Raw genomic sequence first — 18,659 nt, forward strand, 5'->3', positions numbered from 1 at the left:
GAGCACGCGGAAAGCCATAAGCCCCCGCCCAAGGCACAACGCATCAGCTTGGAAGCCTCATCAACATCCAAGATCAAGCTGCTGATTTTCTTGAGAAAAGAAAATGGCGCGCCCGGAACGATTCGAACGTCCGACCCTCAGATTCGTAGTCTGATGCTCTATCCAGCTGAGCTACGGGCGCGTTGTGGAGCGGCAGATAGAGGGGGGCGGATGATTGGGCAACCCCCTTTTTCACTTTTTTTACGGCAGTGCCGCAGCGGGCCGGACAGGGCAACTTTACGCCGTGCCGCTCGTTTCGCGGAGGAAAGGAGGCCCGGAATGGCTTTCACCTTGAACGAGATTGCACTGCTCCTCATCGCGCTGCTTATCGGGCTTGTCCTGGGCCTGATGATGAGCGGCCGGGGCAAATATAAGCGGCTCTGGCGCGATGAGCAGTTGGCCCACCGGCAGACGATCAAGGACCGTGACGCCCATGTCGCAGCCACCGCTGCGCCCTCGGCTGTCCGGGCTGACGGTGCACGGACGCAGGACGACCTGACCCGGATCAGGGGAATTTCGGCCGGGGACGCGGCGGCGCTGAACGAGGCAGGCTATCACAGCTACGCGCAGATCGGCGCGATGACGGATGAGCAGCAGGCGACGCTGGAAGCGCGGCTGGGCCGCGAACCTGGCGTCATCGCGCGCGAGGAATGGCGCACACAGGCGCGGCTGCTCGAAACCGGCAAGGTCCGCGAGCATGAGCGGCGGTATATAGAAACGCGGTGACAGGGCCTCCCCTGACCCCACCCGCAGCGGGAGAGGTCAGGGGATGAGCGCTATTTCTTGGCCAGCGCAGCCTGGGCGGCAGCGAGGCGGGCGATGGGAACGCGGTATGGCGAGGCCGAGACATAATCCAGGCCCGTAGCCTCGCAAAAGGCGATCGAGGCGGGATCGCCGCCATGTTCGCCGCAGATGCCGAGCTTGATCCCCGGACGGGTCGTGCGGCCACGTTCGGCGGCCAGTTCGATGAGCTGTCCCACGCCCTCCACATCGATACTGACGAACGGATCGCGGGCGAAGATACCCTTGTCCACATATTGCGTCAGGAAGCGCCCGGCGTCGTCACGGCTGATGCCGATGGTGGTCTGCGTCAGGTCGTTGGTGCCGAAGGAAAAGAATTCGCCCACTTCGGCGATCTCGCCCGCCTTGAGCGCAGCGCGCGGCAGTTCGATCATGGTGCCGACCAGATAATCGACGGTCGCGCCCTGTTCCGCAAAGACTTCGCTGGCGACGCGATCGACGATCGCCTTCATCAGCTCCAGTTCCTTTTTGGTGGCGACGAGCGGGATCATGATTTCCGGGATCGGCGCCTCGCCCGAACGCTGCTTGATGAGGAGCGCGGCTTCGAAGATCGCGCGCGCCTGCATCTCGTAGATTTCGGGGTAGGTGACGCCGAGGCGGCAACCGCGATGGCCGAGCATCGGGTTGAATTCATGCAGTTCGGCAGCGCGGCGCTTGAGCGCGTCCACGCCGACGCCCGCGGCCTTGGCCACTTCCTCGAACTCCGCCTCTCCATGGGGAAGGAACTCGTGCAGCGGCGGATCGAGCAGGCGAATGGTGACGGGCAGGCCCGCCATCACCATGAAGATCTGCGCAAAGTCGTCGCGCTGCTCGGGCAGCAGCTTCTCAAGCGCGGCGCGGCGGCCCTTTTCCGAATCCGCGAGGATCATTTCGCGGACAGCGGTGATGCGGGCCGCGTCGAAGAACATATGTTCGGTGCGGCACAGACCCACGCCCTCCGCGCCGAAATCGCGCGCTGTCTGGCAGTCGAGCGGGGTTTCGGCGTTTGCGCGAACCTTGAGGCGGCGGACCTTGTCAGCCCAGCCCATCAGCGTGCCGAAGTCGCCCGCCAGTTCAGGCTGCACGGTCGGCACTTCGCCCGCCATCACTTCGCCGGTCGAACCGTCGATGGTGAGGATGTCGCCTTCCTTGAGCGTGCGGCCTTCGATGCGCAGCGTCTTCGCGGCATTATCGATCGACAGGCTGCCCGCGCCGGAAACGCAGGGGCGGCCCATGCCGCGCGCCACAACGGCGGCGTGTGACGTCATGCCGCCGCGCGCGGTCAGGATGCCCTTGGCCGCGTGCATGCCGTGAATATCTTCCGGGCTGGTTTCGACACGGACGAGAATCACGGACTCGCCCAGCTCATTGCGGCGTTCGGCAGTATCGGCGTCGAACACGATCGCGCCCGAAGCCGCGCCCGGCGAGGCGGGAAGCCCCTTGGTCAGCACATCGCGCGGCGCCTTGGGATCGAGCGTGGGATGCAGGAGCTGGTCGAGCGCGGCGGGATCGACACGGGCGACGGCTTCCTCCTCGCTGATCAGGCCCTCGTTCGCCATATCGACGGCGATCTTGAGCGCGGCCTTCGCGGTGCGCTTGCCGGAACGGGTCTGGAGCATCCAGAGCTTGCCCTGCTGCACCGTGAACTCGATGTCCTGCATGTCGCGATAATGGGTTTCGAGGATCTGGAAGACCCGCGCCAGTTCGGCGTAGGTTTCCGGCATCGCTTCTTCCATCGACAGCGGCTTGGCCCCTGCCCGTTCGCGCGCCTGCTTGGTCAGGTACTGCGGCGTGCGGATGCCCGCGACGACATCCTCGCCCTGGGCGTTGATCAGATATTCGCCATAATAGGCGTTCTCGCCGGTGGCTGGATCACGAGTGAACGCCACGCCCGTGGCCGAGGTATCGCCCATATTGCCGAAGACCATCGCCTGCACATTGACGGCGGTGCCCCAATCATGCGGGATGGAGTTCAGACGGCGATAGACCTTGGCGCGATCGGCCTGCCAGCTACCGAATACGGCGCTGATCGCCCCCCAGAGCTGATCGTTCACATCTTGCGGGAAAGGCTTGTTCCAAAGCTTTGAAACAAGGGACTTATATTCAGATACGAGCGCCTTCCAATCGTCGGCGGTCATTTCCGTGTCGAGCGTATAGCCCTGATCTTCCTTGGCGATTTCAAGGGCTTCCTCGAACGCGCCATGGTCGAGTTCCAGCACCACGTCCGAATACATCTGGATGAAGCGGCGATAGCTGTCCCAGGCGAAACGCTCGTCACCGCTCGCGACGGCGAGGCCGAGGACGGTTTCGTCATTGAGGCCGAGGTTGAGGACCGTGTCCATCATGCCGGGCATGGAGATACGCGCGCCGGAGCGGACCGAAACCAGCAGCGGGTCGGCCGCATCGCCGAACTTCTTGCCCGTCACGCCTTCGATATGGGCAATGCCGCTGGCGACTTCCGCCTTCAGGCTTTCGGGGAAGACGCCGCCATCCTCATAATAGCGGGTGCACATTTCGGTCGTGATGGTGAAGCCCGGAGGAACGGGCAGGCCGATGGCGGCCATGCCGTCCAGATTGGCGCCCTTGCCGCCCAGCAGATTCTTGTCACCCTTGCCGCCGTCATCGACCCCGCCGCCGAAGCGATAGACATAGCGTGTCTGCGTGGTGCTCATGCTGGCCTCTTCCCTTGTCAACATAGTCGCGGCTCTCCTGCACTGATTGCCGTGTGTTTGTGCGATGCAACAATATACTAACAACTGGCGGGCGGCGAAAGCACCCGCTTTTACGATGATTGCGTTTCTAGTTCACCGGTTTTTCCCGGCCGGCGGATATATTCCGGCGCTAACCCGCAATTTTCGAGAAATCGGCCACGGCGTGAACGGCATCCCGCACCCGCGCAAGTAGCGCCAGACGAGCGGCGCGCTTGGCCGGGTCCGCGTCATTGACCGTGACCTTGTCGAAGAAAGCGTCGATCGGGGCGCGGAGAGTCGCAAGCGCCGCCATCGCGCCTTCGAAATCCTCCGCCAGCACGGCTGCGGTGGCGCGGGGTTCGGCGGTGTCGAGCGCGGCGATGAGGTCCGCTTCGGCGGGTTCGGGGGTGTAGGGGAGGCTGGAGCCTTCGTTCGTTCCCAGCGCAGTCGAAGAACCATCGGCTGCGCTATCCGTGTCTCGACTACGCTCGACACGAACGGACGCAGGTTCTTCCTTCTTCAAGATGTTAGCCGCGCGCTTGTACCCGGCGAGCAGGTTCGTGCCATCATCGGTCGCGATGAAGGATTGGAGCGCTTTCACGCGGGCGAGCAGGCGGACGAGGTCGTCCTCGCCCCCCAGCGCGAACACGGCGTCGATGAGATCGTGACGGACGCCAGCCTCCTTCTGCTGGACCTTAAGGCGGTCGGCGAAGAAGTCGAGGAGATCGCCCTCAGCGACAGCCATCCGCAGATTATTGGCGGTCACGATCTGGATGACGCCAAGCGCAGCCCGGCGCAGCGCGAAAGGATCACGCGAGCCAGTGGGCTTTTCATCGATGCCGAAAAAGGAGCGCAGCGTGTCCAGCTTGTCAGCAAGCGCCACCGCAACCGTCACCGGCGCGGCCGGAACGTCATCGCCCTGCCCTACCGGTTTGTAATGATCGCGGATCGCATCGGCCACTGCGTCGGGCAGACCTTCGGCACGGGCGTAATATCCGCCCATAACGCCTTGAAGTTCGGGGAACTCTCCGACCATCTCGGTGACGAGATCGGCCTTGGCGAGGCGGGCGGCCTGTTCGGCCAGGTCGGCAAGAGAGCCGTTCGTTTCGAGCGAAGCCTGTCCTGAGCCTTGTCGAAGGGTCGAGAGACCATCGGATGCGCTAACCGTGTCCGGACTATGCTCGACACGGACGGAGGGGAGCGCGTCGCCAGTGACGATGCCTTCTTCCACCAGCCAGCGGGCGAGCTTGGCCACACGCTCCACCTTGTCGGCGACGGTGCCGAGCTTTTCGTGGAAGGTGATGCGTTCCAGTTTCCTGGCATGGTCCGCGAGCTTGGTCCTGCGATCCTGCTCCCAGAAGAATCGTGCGTCGGAGAGGCGCGCGGCGAGGACCTTGCGATTGCCTGCTATGATCGCTTCGCCGCCATCCTTCGCCTCGATATTGGCGGTGCAGATGAAGGCGGGCGCGAGCTTGCCCGACGCATCGCGCAGGACGAAATATTTCTGGTTTATCCGAAGGGTTAGCTGGATGACCTCAGGCGGAACCTCAAGGAAAGCTGGATCGAAATCGCCGAGCAGCGGAACGGGCCATTCGGTGAGCCCGGCATTCTCCGCGACGAGGCCCTTGTCCTCGATGACGGCGTAACCCTTCGCGGCGGCGGCTTCGGCGGCCTTCGCCTCGACGATCGCCTGGCGTTCCTGATGGCTGACGATCACATGGCAGGCGCGCAGCTTTTCGGCATAGTCATGCGCGCCGCCGATCGTGATCTCGCCGGGATGGTGGAAACGGTGGCCGAGCGTCGCATAACCGCTGCGGATGCCTTCTATCTCGATGTCCACCAGTTCCTCGCCAAGGATGGCGACGATGCCCTGGAGCGGGCGGACCCAGCGAAGGCTCTCGGTGGTCTGCGAGGCGGCGCCCCAGCGCATGGACTTGGGCCAGGGGAAGGCGCGGACAACGGCAGGGACAGCTTCGGCAAGGACTTCCGCAGTAGCCCGGCCGGGCTTGTTAACGGTGGCGAACCATATTCCATCGCGGTCTTCAAGCTGGTTCTGAGTAAGGCCGGTCTTGCGCAGGAAGCCTTCGAGCGCCTGCGCGGGCGCGGAGGTGCGCGGGCCTTTGAACTCCTCGCTGACGGCAGCGGTTTCCAGCGGAAGGTTGCGCGCGATCAGGGCAAGGCGGCGCGGCGTGACGAAGCTGTCGATGCTCTCCGGCTTGAGGCCAGCCTTCGCCAGTTCCTCGGTGAAGAGGCGGTCGAGGTCTTCCGACGCTTTGACCTGCATGCGCGCGGGGATTTCTTCGCAGCGCAGTTCGAGGAGGAAGTCGGTCATGCTTCAAATCTTCCGTTCGTCTCGAGCGAAGTCGAGAGACGTGATGGGCAGGTCGTGCGAGCGTGTCTCGACTTCGCTCGACACGAACGGCTGTTGAGACGCCCCATCACGCCGCCCACCCGTTCACTTCCATCCATTTCTCACACGCGCCCTTGGCGAGGTCGCGCACCCGGCCGATATAGCTGGCGCGTTCCTGTACCGAGATGACGCCGCGCGCCTGGAGCAGGTTGAAGACATGGCTCGCCTTGATCGCCTGGTCATAGGCGGCGAGCGGGACGCCCGCCTCCAGCGACGCCTTGCATTCGGCTTCCGCGTCCCTGAACCAGCGGAACAGCTTTTCCGTGTCGGCGATCTCGAAATTCCATTTCGACATCTGCTGCTCATTGGCCAGGAAGACGTCGCCATAGGTGACACCGGCGTCGTTGAATTTCAGGTCATAGACGCTGTCCACGCCCTGAATATACATGGCGAGGCGTTCGAGGCCGTAGGTGAGTTCGCCCGCGACGGGCTTGCAGTCGAACCCGCCCATCTGCTGGAAATAGGTGAACTGCGTGACTTCCATGCCGTCGCACCACACTTCCCAGCCGAGGCCCCACGCGCCCAGCGTCGGGCTTTCCCAGTCATCCTCCACAAAGCGGATGTCATGGACCAGCGGGTCGATGCCGATTTCCGCCAGCGACCCCAGATAAAGTTCCTGGAGGTTCGCCGGGGACGGCTTCATGATCACCTGATATTGGTAATAATGCTGGAGCCTATTGGGATTTTCGCCGTAGCGGCCATCGGTGGGGCGGCGGCTGGGCTGCACATAGGCGGCGTTCCAGGCGTCGGGGCCAAGGCTGCGCAAGGTGGTGGCGGGGTGAAAGGTGCCCGCGCCGACTTCCATGTCATAGGGTTGCAGGATGACGCAGCCTTGGCGGCCCCAATAGGCGTGCAGGGTCAGGATCAGGTCCTGAAAGGAGAGCGGCTTGCCTGTCGCCACGGACGGTCCCTTGCGAAAATGACTATATTGATCGCGCGCGCATTGGCGCAGCAGGGCGAAACGGTCAAGGAAAAGCGGGCGATGAAGGCGGTTAATCCGCTTGCCCTGAACGCCCCTGCCCCGCATGGATGCTGGCAAACACTTTGGATGGAACCGGCATCACGATGAAATGGCCCCTCCCGCGCTTCCTGACTGCTGGCCTGTTGCTGCTGAGCGGCTGCGCCCAGGAGCAATCCGTCACCGCCCGCCCCGCCGTGGCGCAGAGCAGCCTCGTGCGCCCTGCGCTGTGGCGCGTCAGTGACGAAGACACGACCATCTATCTGTTCGGCACCGTCCATGTGCTGAAACCCGGCGTCAACTGGTTCGATGGCGGGGTCAAGCGCGCTTTCGACGGGTCGGACGAACTGGTGCTGGAGATTGAGGAGCCCAGCGACCCGCAAGCGATGGCGGCGGCGATGGCCCATGCGGCGATGGCCAGGGATGGCGTCACCCTGTCGAGCCGCCTCAGCCCCGAAGCGAGGCAGCGTTATCAGGAGGCGATGACCGCGAACGGGCTGCCCTGGCAGATGTTCGAAGCCTTCAATCCTTGGATGGCGGGCATGGCCCTGTCGGTGCAGCCGCTGGAGAAGCTGGGCTATCGCGCCGACCTTGGCGCGGAAAAGACGCTGACCGCCGCCGCCAGGGCCGCTGGCAAGAAAGTCGGCGCCCTGGAAACGGTGGAACGGCAGCTTGGCTATTTTGCTGGCCTGCCGATGGAGCAGCAGTTGAAATTCCTGGAGGCCACCATCGACGGCTTGCCCGGCATGGACAGCGAATTCGCGCGGCTGATCGGCCATTGGCAGCAGGGCGATCCCGAACGGCTGGCAGAGGAAATGAACGAGTCGCTGGAAGCGACGCCGGAACTGGCGCAAGTGCTGCTGATACAGCGCAACGCCAATTGGGCGCGCTGGGTGCGGGACCGGCTGGCGAGGCCGGGGACGGTGTTCATGGCCGTGGGCGCAGGCCATCTGGCGGGCAAGGGCAGCGTGCAGGATCAACTGAAAGTGCTTGGCATAGCATCGGCCAGGGTCGCCCAGTGAATCTGCTGTCCATTCTGGCGCGATGGCTGGGCCTTTGCGCGCTGCTGCTGGTTGCGGCCTGCGGGAAGGAGCCGCCTGCCCCCCCGGCGCAGGGCGGCCCTGCCCTTTGGCGTATCGAGGGCAAGGCGCTGGACGGATGGCTGTTCGGCACGATCCATGTGCTGCCCCGCAACGTCGCCTGGCGCACGGCCACGATCGATCGCGCCTTGGAGCAAGCGGACCGGCTGGTGCTGGAAACCGCCGAGATTCAGGATCAGGCGCTGACCACCGCCGCCTTCGAGAAACTGGGCCGCAGCCCCAATCTGCCGCCGCTGGAAACGCGCCTGCCCGCCGGGGAGCGGGACGAATTGCAGAGCCTCGTCCAGCAGAGCGGGACCAGCCTGCAAATGCTGTCCGGCTATGAAAGCTGGGCCGCGGCCATGCTGCTGTCCGCCGCCGCGCAGCAGCCGCTGCACGTCAGCGGGGCCGATGGCGTCGAACCGGCGCTGATCGCGCTGTTCAGGGATGCGGGCAAGCCGATCGGCGGACTGGAAACGGTGGCGCGGCAGTTCGGCGCGTTCGACGGCCTCCCCGAAACGGCGCAGCGGCACCTGCTGCTCCAGACGGTCCGCGAGGCTGACGGCATGCAGGCGCTTTACGGCCGCATCCTCAAGGCGTGGCTGGCAGGCGACATGGCGGCTCTCGCGCGCGAGGATCACGCAGGCGAGCAGCCTGACCCGGCGGTGGAGCAAGCCGTGCTGATCGACCGCAATCGCGACTGGGTCAAGGTGGTGGGCGGGCTCAAGGGGCGGCCTTTCATAGCCGTAGGCGCTGGGCATTTGACCGGCCGGGACAATCTGATCACCTTGCTCCAGAAGGCGGGCTACCGGGTCACGCGCGTGCAATAAATCGTTCCTACCCTTGCCTTCCGCCGCCTTTCTGCTACAGGGCCGCCTTCCCGTGATGGTCATCCCTGGAGGCGTTGCGGGAAGTTTGAGATAATCTGCTTTTGGAGACACGCAATGAGCGAGCAGCTTACGCTGTCGGCCGAGGCACGCGATCGGGCAGGCAAGGGAGCCTCCCGCGCTCTCCGCCGTGAGGGCCGCGTTCCCGCCGTCATCTATGGTAACAATGAAGAACCGCAGTCGATCCATGTCGAGGAAAAGCTCCTCAACAAGCTGCTCGGCACCGGCCACTTCTTCAACTCGGTCGTCATGGTCGAAGTCGGCGGCAAGCAGGTCCGCACCCTGCCCAAGGATGTTGCCTTCCATCCCGTGACCGATCGTCCGCTGCACGCCGATTTCCTGCGCGTTTCGGAACATGCCACCGTCAGCGTCAACGTGCCGGTGCGCTTCGAAAATGAAGACGCTTCGCCCGGCCTCAAGAAGGGCGGCGTGCTGAACATCGTCCGTCACGAGATCGAACTGGTCGTCGACGCGGCCGAGATCCCCGATGATGTCGTTGTCGACCTCAAGGGCTTCGAGGTTGGCGAATCGATCCACATCAGCTCCGTCACCCTGCCCAAGGGCGCGAAGACGGCGATCGAGGATCGCGACTTCACCATCGCCACCATCGTTGCCCCGTCCGCGCTCAAGAGCGCCGAAGGCGACAACGAAACTCCGGCGGAAGGCGAATAAGCTTAACGCCAGCCGTTATCGCGGTTCGCTCACCCCCGTTCGGGCTGAGCTTGTCGAGGCCTTCCCTCTTCCTCACGTGAAGGGGAAGGCGCTTCCGGCAGGCTCAGAGCGGACGGGGATTTGCTTGTTTGGAGATGTTGGATGCAAATCTGGGCGGGCCTGGGCAACCCCGGCACCCAATATGCGATGCACCGGCACAATGTCGGCTTCATGGCGGCCGACCTGATCGCGGACATGCATCGCTTTTCCGCGCCCAGGAAGCAATTCCAGGGATGGGTTCAGGAAGGCCGCATCGGGCCGGAAAAGATCATCCTTCTGAAACCCGCCACCTTCATGAACGAAAGCGGCCGGTCGATCGGCGAAGCCATGCGCTTCTACAAGCTGACGCCGCAGGACGTCACCGTTTTCCATGACGAACTGGACCTCGCGCCCATGAAGGTGAAGGTGAAGCGCGGCGGCGGCAATGCGGGGCATAATGGCCTGAGGTCTACCGACGCGCATATCGGCCCCGATTTCCGGCGGGTGCGCATCGGCATCGGCCATCCCGGCCACAAGGACCGGGTGCATGGTTATGTGCTGGGCAATTATCACAAGAGCGAGATGGATGCGCTCGCCGATATGCTGGGCGCGATCGGCGCGGAAGCCGAATGGCTCGCCAAGGGAGATGATGCCCGTTTCATGAACGAGGTCGCGTTGCGGCTGGCGGACTCCTGATCATCGCTGTCCACATGGGCAGCCCTCCCAATAAGCGGCTGCCCGGCGCGCCATTGCGGTGAAGCGCAAATGGCGGATTGCCCAGTGTCGCATTGACGGGCCATAGAGGAACCCGACTTTCCATTTTCCCAGGGGGATGCGGGTGATCCAGACCGTTGCGACGACGCCTTTCACCGACCAGAAGCCGGGCACGTCCGGCCTTCGCAAAAAGGTCCGGGTCTTTCAGCAGCCTCATTATGCGGAAAATTTCATCCAGTCGGTGTTCGACAGCCTGACCGGCTTTGAAGGCCAGACGCTGGTTGCGGGCGGCGACGGACGCTACCTGAACCGCGAAGTCATCCAGATCCTGCTCAAGATGGCGGCGGCAAACGGCTTCGGGCGCGTGCTGGTGGGACAGGGCGGCATTTTGTCGACGCCCGCCGCTTCGCATCTCATCCGTTCATCGGGCGCTTTCGGCGGCCTCGTCCTTTCCGCGAGCCATAATCCGGGCGGGCCGGACGAGGATTTCGGCATCAAATATAATGTCGGCAATGGCGGGCCGGCGCCGGAAAAGGTGACTGACGCGATCCATGCGCGCACGCTCTCCATCGACACATACCGCATCCTTGAGGCGGATGATGTCGACATCGACACACTGGGGACCAGCCGCCTTGGTGACATGACCGTGGAGGTCGTCGATCCGGTCGCTGGCTATGCCGGGCTTATGGAAACGCTGTTCGACTTCGCCGCCATCCGGCGGATGATGGACGAAGGCTTCACCCTCTCCTTCGATTCCATGAGCGCGGTCACCGGGCCCTATGCCGTGGAGATTTTCGAAAAGCGCCTGGGCGCGCCGCAGGGGACCGTCCGCAACGCCATCCCCCTGCCCGACTTCGGCCACCATCATCCCGATCCGAACCTGGTCCATGCCAGGGAATTATATGACCGCATGATGGCCCCCGATGCGCCCGATTTCGGCGCGGCTTCCGATGGCGATGGCGACCGCAACCTCATCATCGGGCGGCATTGCTATGTGACGCCTTCGGATTCGCTGGCGGTGCTTGCCGCCAACGCGCATCTCGCGCCCGGCTATGCCAGCGGGCTCAAGGGCATCGCCCGCTCCATGCCGACAAGCTGCGCTGCCGACCGCGTGGCGGAAAAGCTGGGCATCCCCCTTTATGAAACGCCCACGGGGTGGAAATTCTTCGGCAATCTGCTCGACGCTGGCATGGCGACGATCTGCGGCGAGGAAAGCGCCGGAACCGGATCGGACCATGTGCGGGAAAAGGACGGCATCTGGGCGGTCCTTCTATGGCTCAACATCCTTGCCGCCCGCCGCCAGAGCGTGGCGGAGATCATGGCCGGTCATTGGGCGGCCTATGGCCGCAACTATTATGCCCGCCATGATTATGAGGCGATCGCCAAGGATCGCGCCGATGCGCTGATGGCGGCATTGCGCGACAGCATCCCCCGCCTCCCCGGAACGGCGAACAGCGGCGGCGTCATCAGCGCCGCCGACGATTTCGCCTATACCGACCCCACTGACCAGTCCGTCAGCCGCAATCAGGGCGTCCGCCTGCTGTTCGAGGATGGATCGCGCATCGTCTTCCGCCTGTCCGGCACCGGCACGGAGGGCGCGACATTGCGCGTCTATATCGAGCGTTATGTCGGCACGGACGGCGATCTGGGGATGCAGACGGCGGACGCGCTGGAGCCTCTGGTGCGCGCGGCGCAGGAGGTGGCGGACATTGCAGGCTATACCGGCATGGACCGCCCCAGCGTCATCACCTGATCCGTCACGAAAAGTTACTTTCGGGACATGGCGGGGCAAGGCCGGATATCTAAGCCCTCCGCCATGCCCAGCTTTCGACTTGTCCGCGCCCTGACGTCAGCCTTTGGCCTCATCTCGCTGGCTTGGCCGCCTGCCCATGCCGCCACGACGCAGGATGAGCAGGTCTGGCTGAACCTGACGGCGATGGGGCCTGTATCGGGGGACCTGCTCTATTTCACGGAGATCCAGCCGCGCATCGGCAACGGCGTGTCGCGCATCGATCAGACGATCCTCAGGGGCGCGATCGGATGGAAATTGTCGCCCAGCCTGTCAGTCTATCAGGGCTATGCCCATGTGATGCTGCCGGTGCGGGACGGCCGCGACGTCAATGAGGAACGCAGCTTCCAGCAGGTGAGCTGGACCATCGGCAAGCCATGGCAGGGCGAGCTGTCCACGCGCACGCGGCTGGAGCAGCGCTGGCGATCCGACGGCGGCGGCACGGGATGGCGGCTGCGGGAAATGCTGCGATATGAAAAGCCGCTGAAGCCGGGGAGCGATGCAGTCAACGCGCTGGTCTATGCCGAAGGCTTCGCCGCGCTCAACAGCACGGATTGGGGACAAAGGGCGGGCTTTGAACAACTGCGCAGCTTCGCGGGCGCGGAAATCGGGCTGATGGGCAAGTCCACCGCCGAAATCGGCTACCTCAACCAATATGTGCATCAGGGCGGCGGCGCCAGCCGCATGAACCACGTCGCGGCGGTCACCTTCTTCTTCCGCCGCTGACCACAGGCTGGCCTTCGCGCGCGGAACAGGCTATCGGCGCGCCCATCATTCTGACGTGAAGGCAGTTCCATGGGTTTTCGTTGCGGTATCGTCGGGCTTCCCAATGTGGGCAAGTCCACCCTGTTCAATGCACTGACGGAGACGCAGGCGGCGCAGGCGGCGAACTATCCCTTCTGCACGATCGAGCCCAATGTCGGCCAGGTCGCCGTGCCCGACGAGCGGCTGCAAACGATCGCGAAGATCGGCGGATCGGCCAAGATCATCGAAACGCAACTGGCCTTCGTCGACATTGCCGGGCTGGTGCGCGGCGCGTCGAAGGGCGAAGGGCTGGGCAACCAGTTCCTGGCGAATATCCGCGAAGTGGACGCCATCGTCCATGTTCTGCGCTGTTTCGAGGATGACGACATCACCCATGTCGAGGGGAAGGTCGATCCCATCGCCGATGCGGAGACGGTCGAGACCGAATTGATGCTCGCCGACCTTGAAAGCCTGGAAAAGCGCGTTCCCGCCTTCGCCAAGAAGGCTGCGCAGGGCGACAAGGAAGCGAAGGCCGCCGCCGCCGTGCTGGGCCAGGCGCTGGACCTGCTGCGCGAAGGCAAGCCCGCGCGCCTCACCCAGCCCCGCGATGACGAGGAAGACCGCATCTTCCGCCAGGCCCAGTTGCTGACCGCCAAGCCCGTCCTCTATGTCTGCAACGTCGAAGAGGACAGCGCGGCGCAGGGCAATGCCCATTCCGCGCGCGTGTTCGAGAAAGCGGCGGCCGAAGGGGCCAAGGCCGTGATCGTCTCCGCCGCGATCGAAGCCGAGCTTATCACCATGCCGGTCGAGGAACGCGCGGAATATCTGGAAGCGCTGGGCCTTGAGGAAGCAGGTCTCGCCCGCATCATCCGCGCGGGCTATGAACTGCTTGGCCTCATCACCTTCTTCACCGTAGGCCCCAAGGAAGCGCGCGCCTGGACAGTGACCAAGGGGTCGAAGGCCCCGCAGGCGGCGGGCGCGATCCATTCCGATTTCGAAAAGGGCTTCATCCGCGCCGAAACCATGGCCTATGCCGACTATGTCCAGTTCAACGGCGAAGCTGGCGCCAAGGAAGCGGGCAAGTGGCGGTCGGAAGGCAAGGATTATGTGACGCAGGATGGCGACATCATGCTGTTCCGCTTCAACGTCTGACCCATGGCGCTGCGTCCCGGCCAGATGCCCGCGCAGCGCAAGGCCGCCTTTCCGCCCAGCGTCGACGCGGGCACGACGCTGCTGGTGCTGGGGAGCCTGCCGGGCGACGCGTCGATCAGGCAGGGCGAATATTATGCGCATCGCGGCAACGCCTTCTGGGCGTTGATGGGCGGCGTGCTGGACGAGGATCTGCGCGCCCTCCCCTATGCGCTGCGGCTCAAACGCCTGCGTGCGCGCGGCGTCGGGCTGTGGGATGTCATCGAAAGCGCCGACCGGCCCGGCAGCCTGGACAGCGCGATCCGGGACGCGGAGCTTCGCGACCTAAACGCCTTCATCGCCCGGCTCCCCGCGCTGCGCGCCGTGGCCTTCAACGGCAAGGCGGCGTCACTGCACGGACGGCGGCAGATCGGCGCGGCCGGTCAGGCCCTTACCCTGATCGACCTCCCCTCCAGCAGCGGCGCCAACGCCATGCTGTCGCGGGAGAAGAAGGCGGAAGCATGGCGGGTGCTGCGCCAGTGGATTGTCCCAGCTTCACATTGACGTAAACGTAAGCCGTGCCTAGACCGTTTTCAGACGAAACGGAGTTACCAGCCTATGGGCGACACCATCTATTTCGAAGACGTCCTTATCGGCGACCGGGTCGAATTCGGCCCGCTGACCATCAGCCGGGAAGAAATCATCGCCTTCGCCCGCGAATATGACGCCCAGCCTTTCCACCTGTCGGACGAGGCCGCGGCGCAAACCCATTTCGGCAGCCTGTCCGCCAGCGGCTGGCACAGCACGGCCTTCTTCATGAAGATGTTCGTCACCCATATGCAGGCGTCCGGCCATCAGGAAGCGAGTCTGGGCGCGATCGGGGTCGACGAATTGCGTTGGCTAAAGCCGGTGCGGCCGGGCGACACGCTGCGCGGCACATCGGAAGCAGTGGAAAAGAAGCTGTCCCGCAGCCGCCCGGAAATGGGCATCGTCAAAAGCAGGGCAGCGCTGATCAACCAGAATGACGAGACGGTGATGACGATGATGCCGATCGCCATGTTCCGCACTCGCCCCGCCTGACCGAAGCGGCTGCTCCGCCGTCAAAAATCCCGGCCGGATGGCGGCGGCGGCAGCGGCTGGTTGGCGATCGCATCGGCCGCCATCACCCGCACTTCCCGCGCCGGCGAGTCCGCGATCTGCAAAAGGTGGACGCCAGCGGGCAGGTCGAACCAGACGATCTTGCGGATGCCGGAACATTCCGGCCCATGGCCATGGGCTATGGAAGGAACGGCCTGATCGCCGGTGACGATGTCCACCCAGGCGGACCCCGAAAGCCCGACTCCCACCCGCGCAGCCGTCTTGACCGACAGGGTGAAGAGGCCGCCATAGCTTTTGGGCCGCAGCTTTTCCGGCTTCACCGCATATTGAACCTGCACCGCAGGCCGCAGCGCCGCGACGACCGGCTTGCCCAGGATCAGCCGGGGCGCCGAATGCGCCTCTCCCGCCGCCCTTTCCGCACCGCTCTGCATCCAGCTTGTCCACGGCTCTGGCGGAAACGGCGCGTCCTTGCACGGATCGGCGGCTGGCGCTGCGGCCGAAACGGGAAACGGAAGCGCGCAAAGGGCAAGCAGGAACAGGATGCGTTTCATGCCACTGCTATGCCCCAAAATCCTGCCCATCGATAGACGGAGATAAAATCCTCCCCCTTCCGACGCCTGCGGCGCAGCGAGGATTACGAGGCCCCTACTTCCTCCCGAACAGCTTCTCGATATCCCCATGCCCCAGCTTCACCCAGGTCGGCCGCCCATGATTGCACTGGCCGCTGCGGGGCGTGACTTCCATCTCGCGCAGCAATGCGTTCATTTCCGCGACGCTCAGCACCCGCCCGGCCCGGACGGATCCGTGGCACGCCATCGTCGCCGCGACCAGATCGATGCGCTCCTTGAGCGACAGCGCGCTGTCATAGGCGGCAAGGTCATCGGCCAGGTCCGACACCAGCCCCTGCACATCGCCTTGCCCCAGCATGGCGGGCGTGGCGCGCACCAGCATGGCGGAAGGGCCAAAGCGCTCCAGCTCCAGACCAAAAGCCTTCAACTCCTCGATCCGCGCCTCCAGCCGGTCGCAGGCCGGTTCGTCCAGCTCCACCACTTCGGGCAGCAGCAGCGCCTGGGCGGCGACGCCCTGCCCGTCCATCGCACGGCGCATCCGCTCCAGCATCAGCCGTTCATGCGCGGCATGCTGGTCGACGATGACGAGCCCATCCTCCGCCTCCGCCACGATATAGGTGCGGGCGACCTGGCCGCGCGCCACGCCCAGCGGAAAGCTCTGTCCTTCCGGCGGGGGCGCGGCCGCAGGTTCCGCGCGCGCCTGGGGCGGCGGCGTCAGAAAGGACGCGCGGCGATCGGCAACCCCCGGCGATGGCGGCGCGGAAACGGGCGCATAAGCCTCCGCCGCCGCGAAGATCGGCATGGCGCTGATCGGCGTTGGCGACACGGGTTCAGCCTTCCAGGCCGCGAGCCCGGCGGCATCGGCCTGCTGCACGGAACGAAATCCTTCCGCATCCAGCGCCCGGCGCAGGCCGGACACGATCATGCCACGGATCAGCGCCGGGTCGCGAAAGCGCACCTCCGTCTTGGCGGGGTGGACGTTGACGTCCACCTCCAGCGGCGGAACGTCCAGGAACAGCGCGACGACCGGATGCCGGTCCCGCGCCAGCATGTCGGCATAGGCTCCGCGCACCGCCCCCACCAGCAGGCGGTCGCGCACCGGGCGGCCATTGACGAACAGGAACTGATGGTCCCCGACGCCGCGATTATAGGTGGGGAGCGAGGCGACGCCCGACAGGCGGATACCCTCCCGCTCCAGGCTGACGACGACATGATTGTCCGCCAGCGCCCGGTCGGTCAGCGCCGCGACCCGGTCCTCCCTGCCCTCGCCGCCCTGCACGCCCAGAGCGCGGCGGCCGTCATGCTCCACGCTGAAGGCGACCGCCGGATGCGCCATGGCAAGGCGGCGGACGCAATCGATGCAGGCGGCATATTCCGCCTTGGCCGATCGCAGGAACTTGCGGCGCGCCGGCACGCGGGCGAACAGTCGCTCCACCGTCACGCGGGTGCCGGGCGGCAGGGCCGCAGGCCCTTCGGACACCAGCACGCCATTGTCCAGCGTCCGGTTCCATCCGTCGCTGCCCGCCGGGCGGCTGTCGATCGACAGGCGGGCGACGCTGGCGATGGAAGGCAGCGCTTCGCCGCGAAAGCCCAGGGTGGACACATTCTCTATCGCGTCATCGGGCAGCTTGGATGTCGCATGGCGCTCCACCGCCAGCGCGATCTCCTCCGGCGTCATGCCGCAGCCGTCGTCGCTCACCTCTATCCGGTCCAGCCCGCCATTGCTCAGGCGGATGGCGATGCGGCGCGCACCGGCATCCAGCGCATTTTCTACGATTTCCTTGAGCGCGCTGGCGGGCCTTTCGACCACTTCGCCCGCTGCGATGCGGTTGACCAGATGTTCGGGCAGACGGCGTATTGACATTGATTAGTGACTAGCCCAAGCGAGCGCATTCCGCGAGCCGTTACCCCCCGAAAATTTTACCTCGCCGCAGGGAATGATGACAGGGGCGGCGGAACGTGGCAGGCACCTCCGAACGCCCCGGTTCGCGTCGCCGGGATGACCGGGCTGAACAGGAACAGGCATGTCGATCTTCTCGCGACTTTTCAAACTCTCCTCCCAGGATATGGCTATCGATCTCGGCACGGCGAACACCGTCGTCTATGTTCGCGGGCGCGGCATCGTGCTGAACGAACCGTCTGTCGTGGCGGTGGAGACGCTGAACGGCGTGAAGCGGGTGAAGGCGGTCGGCGACGACGCCAAGCTGATGATGGGCAAGACCCCTGATTCGATCGAGGCCATCCGCCCCCTGCGCGACGGCGTGATCGCCGACATCGACGTCGCCGAACAGATGATCAAGCATTTCATCACCAAGGTGCATGGCGGCAAGTCGCGCCCCTGGCGCTTCCCCGAAATCGTGATCTGCGTCCCGTCAGGCTCGACCAGCGTCGAACGCCGCGCGATTCGCGATGCGGCCAGCAATGCGGGTGCTTCCCAGGTCTTCCTGATCGAGGAACCCATGGCCGCCGCCATTGGCGCGGACATGCCCGTGACGGAGCCGATCGGTTCGATGGTGGTCGACATCGGCGGCGGCACGACCGAAGTCGCCGTGCTGTCGCTGCGCGGCCTCGCCTACACGACATCGGTGCGCGTGGGCGGCGACAAGATGGACGAAGCCATCGTGTCCTTCGTGCGCCGCCATCACAACCTGCTGATCGGCGAAGCCACGGCAGAGCGTATCAAGAAGCAGTTCGGCGTCGCCCAGCCGCCCGAAGACGGCGTCGGCGAGACGATCCACATCAAGGGCCGCGATCTCGTGAACGGCGTGCCTAAGGAAATCTCCATCAACCAGGGCCAGATCGCCGATGCGCTGGCGGAACCCATCAGCACCATCGTGGAAGGCGTGCGGATCGCTCTTGAAAATACCGCGCCGGAACTGGCGGCGGACATTGTCGATCAGGGTATCGTGCTGACCGGCGGCGGCGCGCTGCTGAAAGGGCTGGACGATGAACTGCGCGACGAAACCGGCCTGCCCGTCACCATCGCAGAAGATCCGCTGACCTGCGTCGCCATCGGCACGGGCCGGGCGATGGAAGACCCGATCTTCCGGGGCGTGTTGCAGACCGCTTAAGGTCAGGGGGAAA

Annotated in this window: 16 protein-coding genes and 1 tRNA gene; 11 read left to right on the forward strand and 6 right to left on the reverse strand. The window is 64.8% G+C overall.

The window, feature by feature from the left end; translation table 11 throughout:
* Positions 1-104 precede the first annotated feature (104 nt).
* Positions 105-181: transfer RNA gene (locus L288_RS38645), tRNA-Arg, on the reverse strand.
* Between the two features lie 137 nt (positions 182-318).
* Here L288_RS38645 and L288_RS38650 point away from each other — a divergent pair.
* A complete protein-coding gene (locus L288_RS38650) occupies positions 319-765 on the forward strand; it encodes a hypothetical protein (RefSeq protein WP_021239518.1) in 447 nt (148 codons plus the stop codon).
* Positions 766-815: 50 nt separating this feature from the next.
* Here the strand turns inward: L288_RS38650 and ppdK are convergent, their stop codons facing one another.
* From ppdK to L288_RS38665, 3 genes are all read right to left on the reverse strand, one after another.
* The gene (ppdK, locus tag L288_RS38655) at positions 816-3,515 is read right to left on the reverse strand and encodes a pyruvate, phosphate dikinase (RefSeq protein ID WP_031304783.1); all 2,700 of its coding nucleotides are present in this window, start codon (positions 3,513-3,515) and stop codon (positions 816-818) included.
* Positions 3,516-3,660: 145 nt separating this feature from the next.
* Complete coding sequence (glyS, locus tag L288_RS38660) at positions 3,661-5,841, reverse strand: glycine--tRNA ligase subunit beta (protein ID WP_021239520.1); 2,181 nt, start codon at positions 5,839-5,841, stop codon at positions 3,661-3,663.
* Positions 5,842-5,947: 106 nt separating this feature from the next.
* Positions 5,948-6,820: a glycine--tRNA ligase subunit alpha gene (locus L288_RS38665; RefSeq protein WP_030540617.1), complete on the reverse strand. Its 873-nt coding sequence runs from the start codon at positions 6,818-6,820 to the stop codon at positions 5,948-5,950.
* Positions 6,821-6,984: 164 nt separating this feature from the next.
* Between L288_RS38665 and L288_RS38670 the strand changes: the two genes are divergently transcribed.
* The 9 genes from L288_RS38670 to L288_RS38710 all read left to right on the forward strand — a co-directional run bounded on the left by L288_RS38670 (position 6,985) and on the right by L288_RS38710 (position 14,988).
* Positions 6,985-7,899 carry a TraB/GumN family protein gene (locus L288_RS38670; protein ID WP_031304784.1) on the forward strand — a complete coding sequence of 305 codons (915 nt, stop codon included), beginning with the start codon at positions 6,985-6,987 and terminating at the stop codon, positions 7,897-7,899.
* Between the two features lie 2 nt (positions 7,900-7,901).
* Positions 7,902-8,786: a TraB/GumN family protein gene (locus L288_RS38675; protein ID WP_031304786.1), complete on the forward strand. Its 885-nt coding sequence runs from the start codon at positions 7,902-7,904 to the stop codon at positions 8,784-8,786.
* Between the two features lie 114 nt (positions 8,787-8,900).
* Complete coding sequence (locus tag L288_RS38680; RefSeq protein WP_021239524.1) at positions 8,901-9,515, forward strand: 50S ribosomal protein L25/general stress protein Ctc; 615 nt, start codon at positions 8,901-8,903, stop codon at positions 9,513-9,515.
* A 141-nt stretch (positions 9,516-9,656) separates the two neighbouring features.
* Positions 9,657-10,229: an aminoacyl-tRNA hydrolase gene (gene pth, locus L288_RS38685; RefSeq protein WP_021239525.1), complete on the forward strand. Its 573-nt coding sequence runs from the start codon at positions 9,657-9,659 to the stop codon at positions 10,227-10,229.
* Between the two features lie 142 nt (positions 10,230-10,371).
* Entirely contained in the window at positions 10,372-12,000 is a 1,629-nt protein-coding gene (locus tag L288_RS38690) for an alpha-D-glucose phosphate-specific phosphoglucomutase (RefSeq protein WP_031304787.1), read from the forward strand.
* Between the two features lie 63 nt (positions 12,001-12,063).
* Positions 12,064-12,762 carry a DUF2490 domain-containing protein gene (locus L288_RS38695; protein ID WP_021239527.1) on the forward strand — a complete coding sequence of 233 codons (699 nt, stop codon included), beginning with the start codon at positions 12,064-12,066 and terminating at the stop codon, positions 12,760-12,762.
* 69 nt (positions 12,763-12,831) lie between these two features.
* Entirely contained in the window at positions 12,832-13,932 is a 1,101-nt protein-coding gene (gene ychF, locus L288_RS38700) for a redox-regulated ATPase YchF (RefSeq protein ID WP_021239528.1), read from the forward strand.
* A gap of 3 nt (positions 13,933-13,935) precedes the next feature.
* Positions 13,936-14,472 carry a DNA-deoxyinosine glycosylase gene (locus L288_RS38705; RefSeq protein WP_021239529.1) on the forward strand — a complete coding sequence of 179 codons (537 nt, stop codon included), beginning with the start codon at positions 13,936-13,938 and terminating at the stop codon, positions 14,470-14,472.
* A gap of 54 nt (positions 14,473-14,526) precedes the next feature.
* The gene (locus L288_RS38710; protein WP_021239530.1) at positions 14,527-14,988 is read left to right on the forward strand and encodes a MaoC family dehydratase; all 462 of its coding nucleotides are present in this window, start codon (positions 14,527-14,529) and stop codon (positions 14,986-14,988) included.
* Between the two features lie 20 nt (positions 14,989-15,008).
* Here the strand turns inward: L288_RS38710 and L288_RS38715 are convergent, their stop codons facing one another.
* Positions 15,009-15,557, reverse strand: a complete 549-nt coding sequence (locus L288_RS38715; RefSeq protein ID WP_021239531.1) for a hypothetical protein — start codon at positions 15,555-15,557, stop codon at positions 15,009-15,011.
* Positions 15,558-15,651: 94 nt separating this feature from the next.
* Positions 15,652-17,439 carry a DNA mismatch repair endonuclease MutL gene (mutL, locus tag L288_RS38720; protein ID WP_021239532.1) on the reverse strand — a complete coding sequence of 596 codons (1,788 nt, stop codon included), beginning with the start codon at positions 17,437-17,439 and terminating at the stop codon, positions 15,652-15,654.
* 160 nt (positions 17,440-17,599) lie between these two features.
* Between mutL and L288_RS38725 the strand changes: the two genes are divergently transcribed.
* Positions 17,600-18,646, forward strand: a complete 1,047-nt coding sequence (locus tag L288_RS38725; RefSeq protein ID WP_007685698.1) for a rod shape-determining protein — start codon at positions 17,600-17,602, stop codon at positions 18,644-18,646.
* The last annotated feature ends 13 nt before the right edge of the window (positions 18,647-18,659 follow it).

Origin of the sequence: Sphingobium quisquiliarum P25 (assembly GCF_000445065.1) — a bacterium.
Classification (GTDB): Bacteria; Pseudomonadota; Alphaproteobacteria; order Sphingomonadales; family Sphingomonadaceae; genus Sphingobium; species Sphingobium quisquiliarum.

Coding starts and splice junctions, on each gene's coding strand:
- L288_RS38710 (WP_021239530.1), top strand. CDS start 14,527: ATGGGCGACACCATCTATTTCGAAGACGTCCTTATCGGCGACCGGGTC.
- glyS (WP_021239520.1), bottom strand. CDS start 5,841: ATGACCGACTTCCTCCTCGAACTGCGCTGCGAAGAAATCCCCGCGCGC.
- L288_RS38715 (WP_021239531.1), bottom strand. CDS start 15,557: ATGAAACGCATCCTGTTCCTGCTTGCCCTTTGCGCGCTTCCGTTTCCC.
- L288_RS38695 (WP_021239527.1), top strand. CDS start 12,064: ATGCCCAGCTTTCGACTTGTCCGCGCCCTGACGTCAGCCTTTGGCCTC.
- L288_RS38650 (WP_021239518.1), top strand. CDS start 319: ATGGCTTTCACCTTGAACGAGATTGCACTGCTCCTCATCGCGCTGCTT.
- ychF (WP_021239528.1), top strand. CDS start 12,832: ATGGGTTTTCGTTGCGGTATCGTCGGGCTTCCCAATGTGGGCAAGTCC.
- L288_RS38680 (WP_021239524.1), top strand. CDS start 8,901: ATGAGCGAGCAGCTTACGCTGTCGGCCGAGGCACGCGATCGGGCAGGC.
- L288_RS38705 (WP_021239529.1), top strand. CDS start 13,936: ATGGCGCTGCGTCCCGGCCAGATGCCCGCGCAGCGCAAGGCCGCCTTT.
- mutL (WP_021239532.1), bottom strand. CDS start 17,439: ATGTCAATACGCCGTCTGCCCGAACATCTGGTCAACCGCATCGCAGCG.
- L288_RS38725 (WP_007685698.1), top strand. CDS start 17,600: ATGTCGATCTTCTCGCGACTTTTCAAACTCTCCTCCCAGGATATGGCT.
- ppdK (WP_031304783.1), bottom strand. CDS start 3,515: ATGTTGACAAGGGAAGAGGCCAGCATGAGCACCACGCAGACACGCTAT.
- L288_RS38670 (WP_031304784.1), top strand. CDS start 6,985: ATGAAATGGCCCCTCCCGCGCTTCCTGACTGCTGGCCTGTTGCTGCTG.
- pth (WP_021239525.1), top strand. CDS start 9,657: ATGCAAATCTGGGCGGGCCTGGGCAACCCCGGCACCCAATATGCGATG.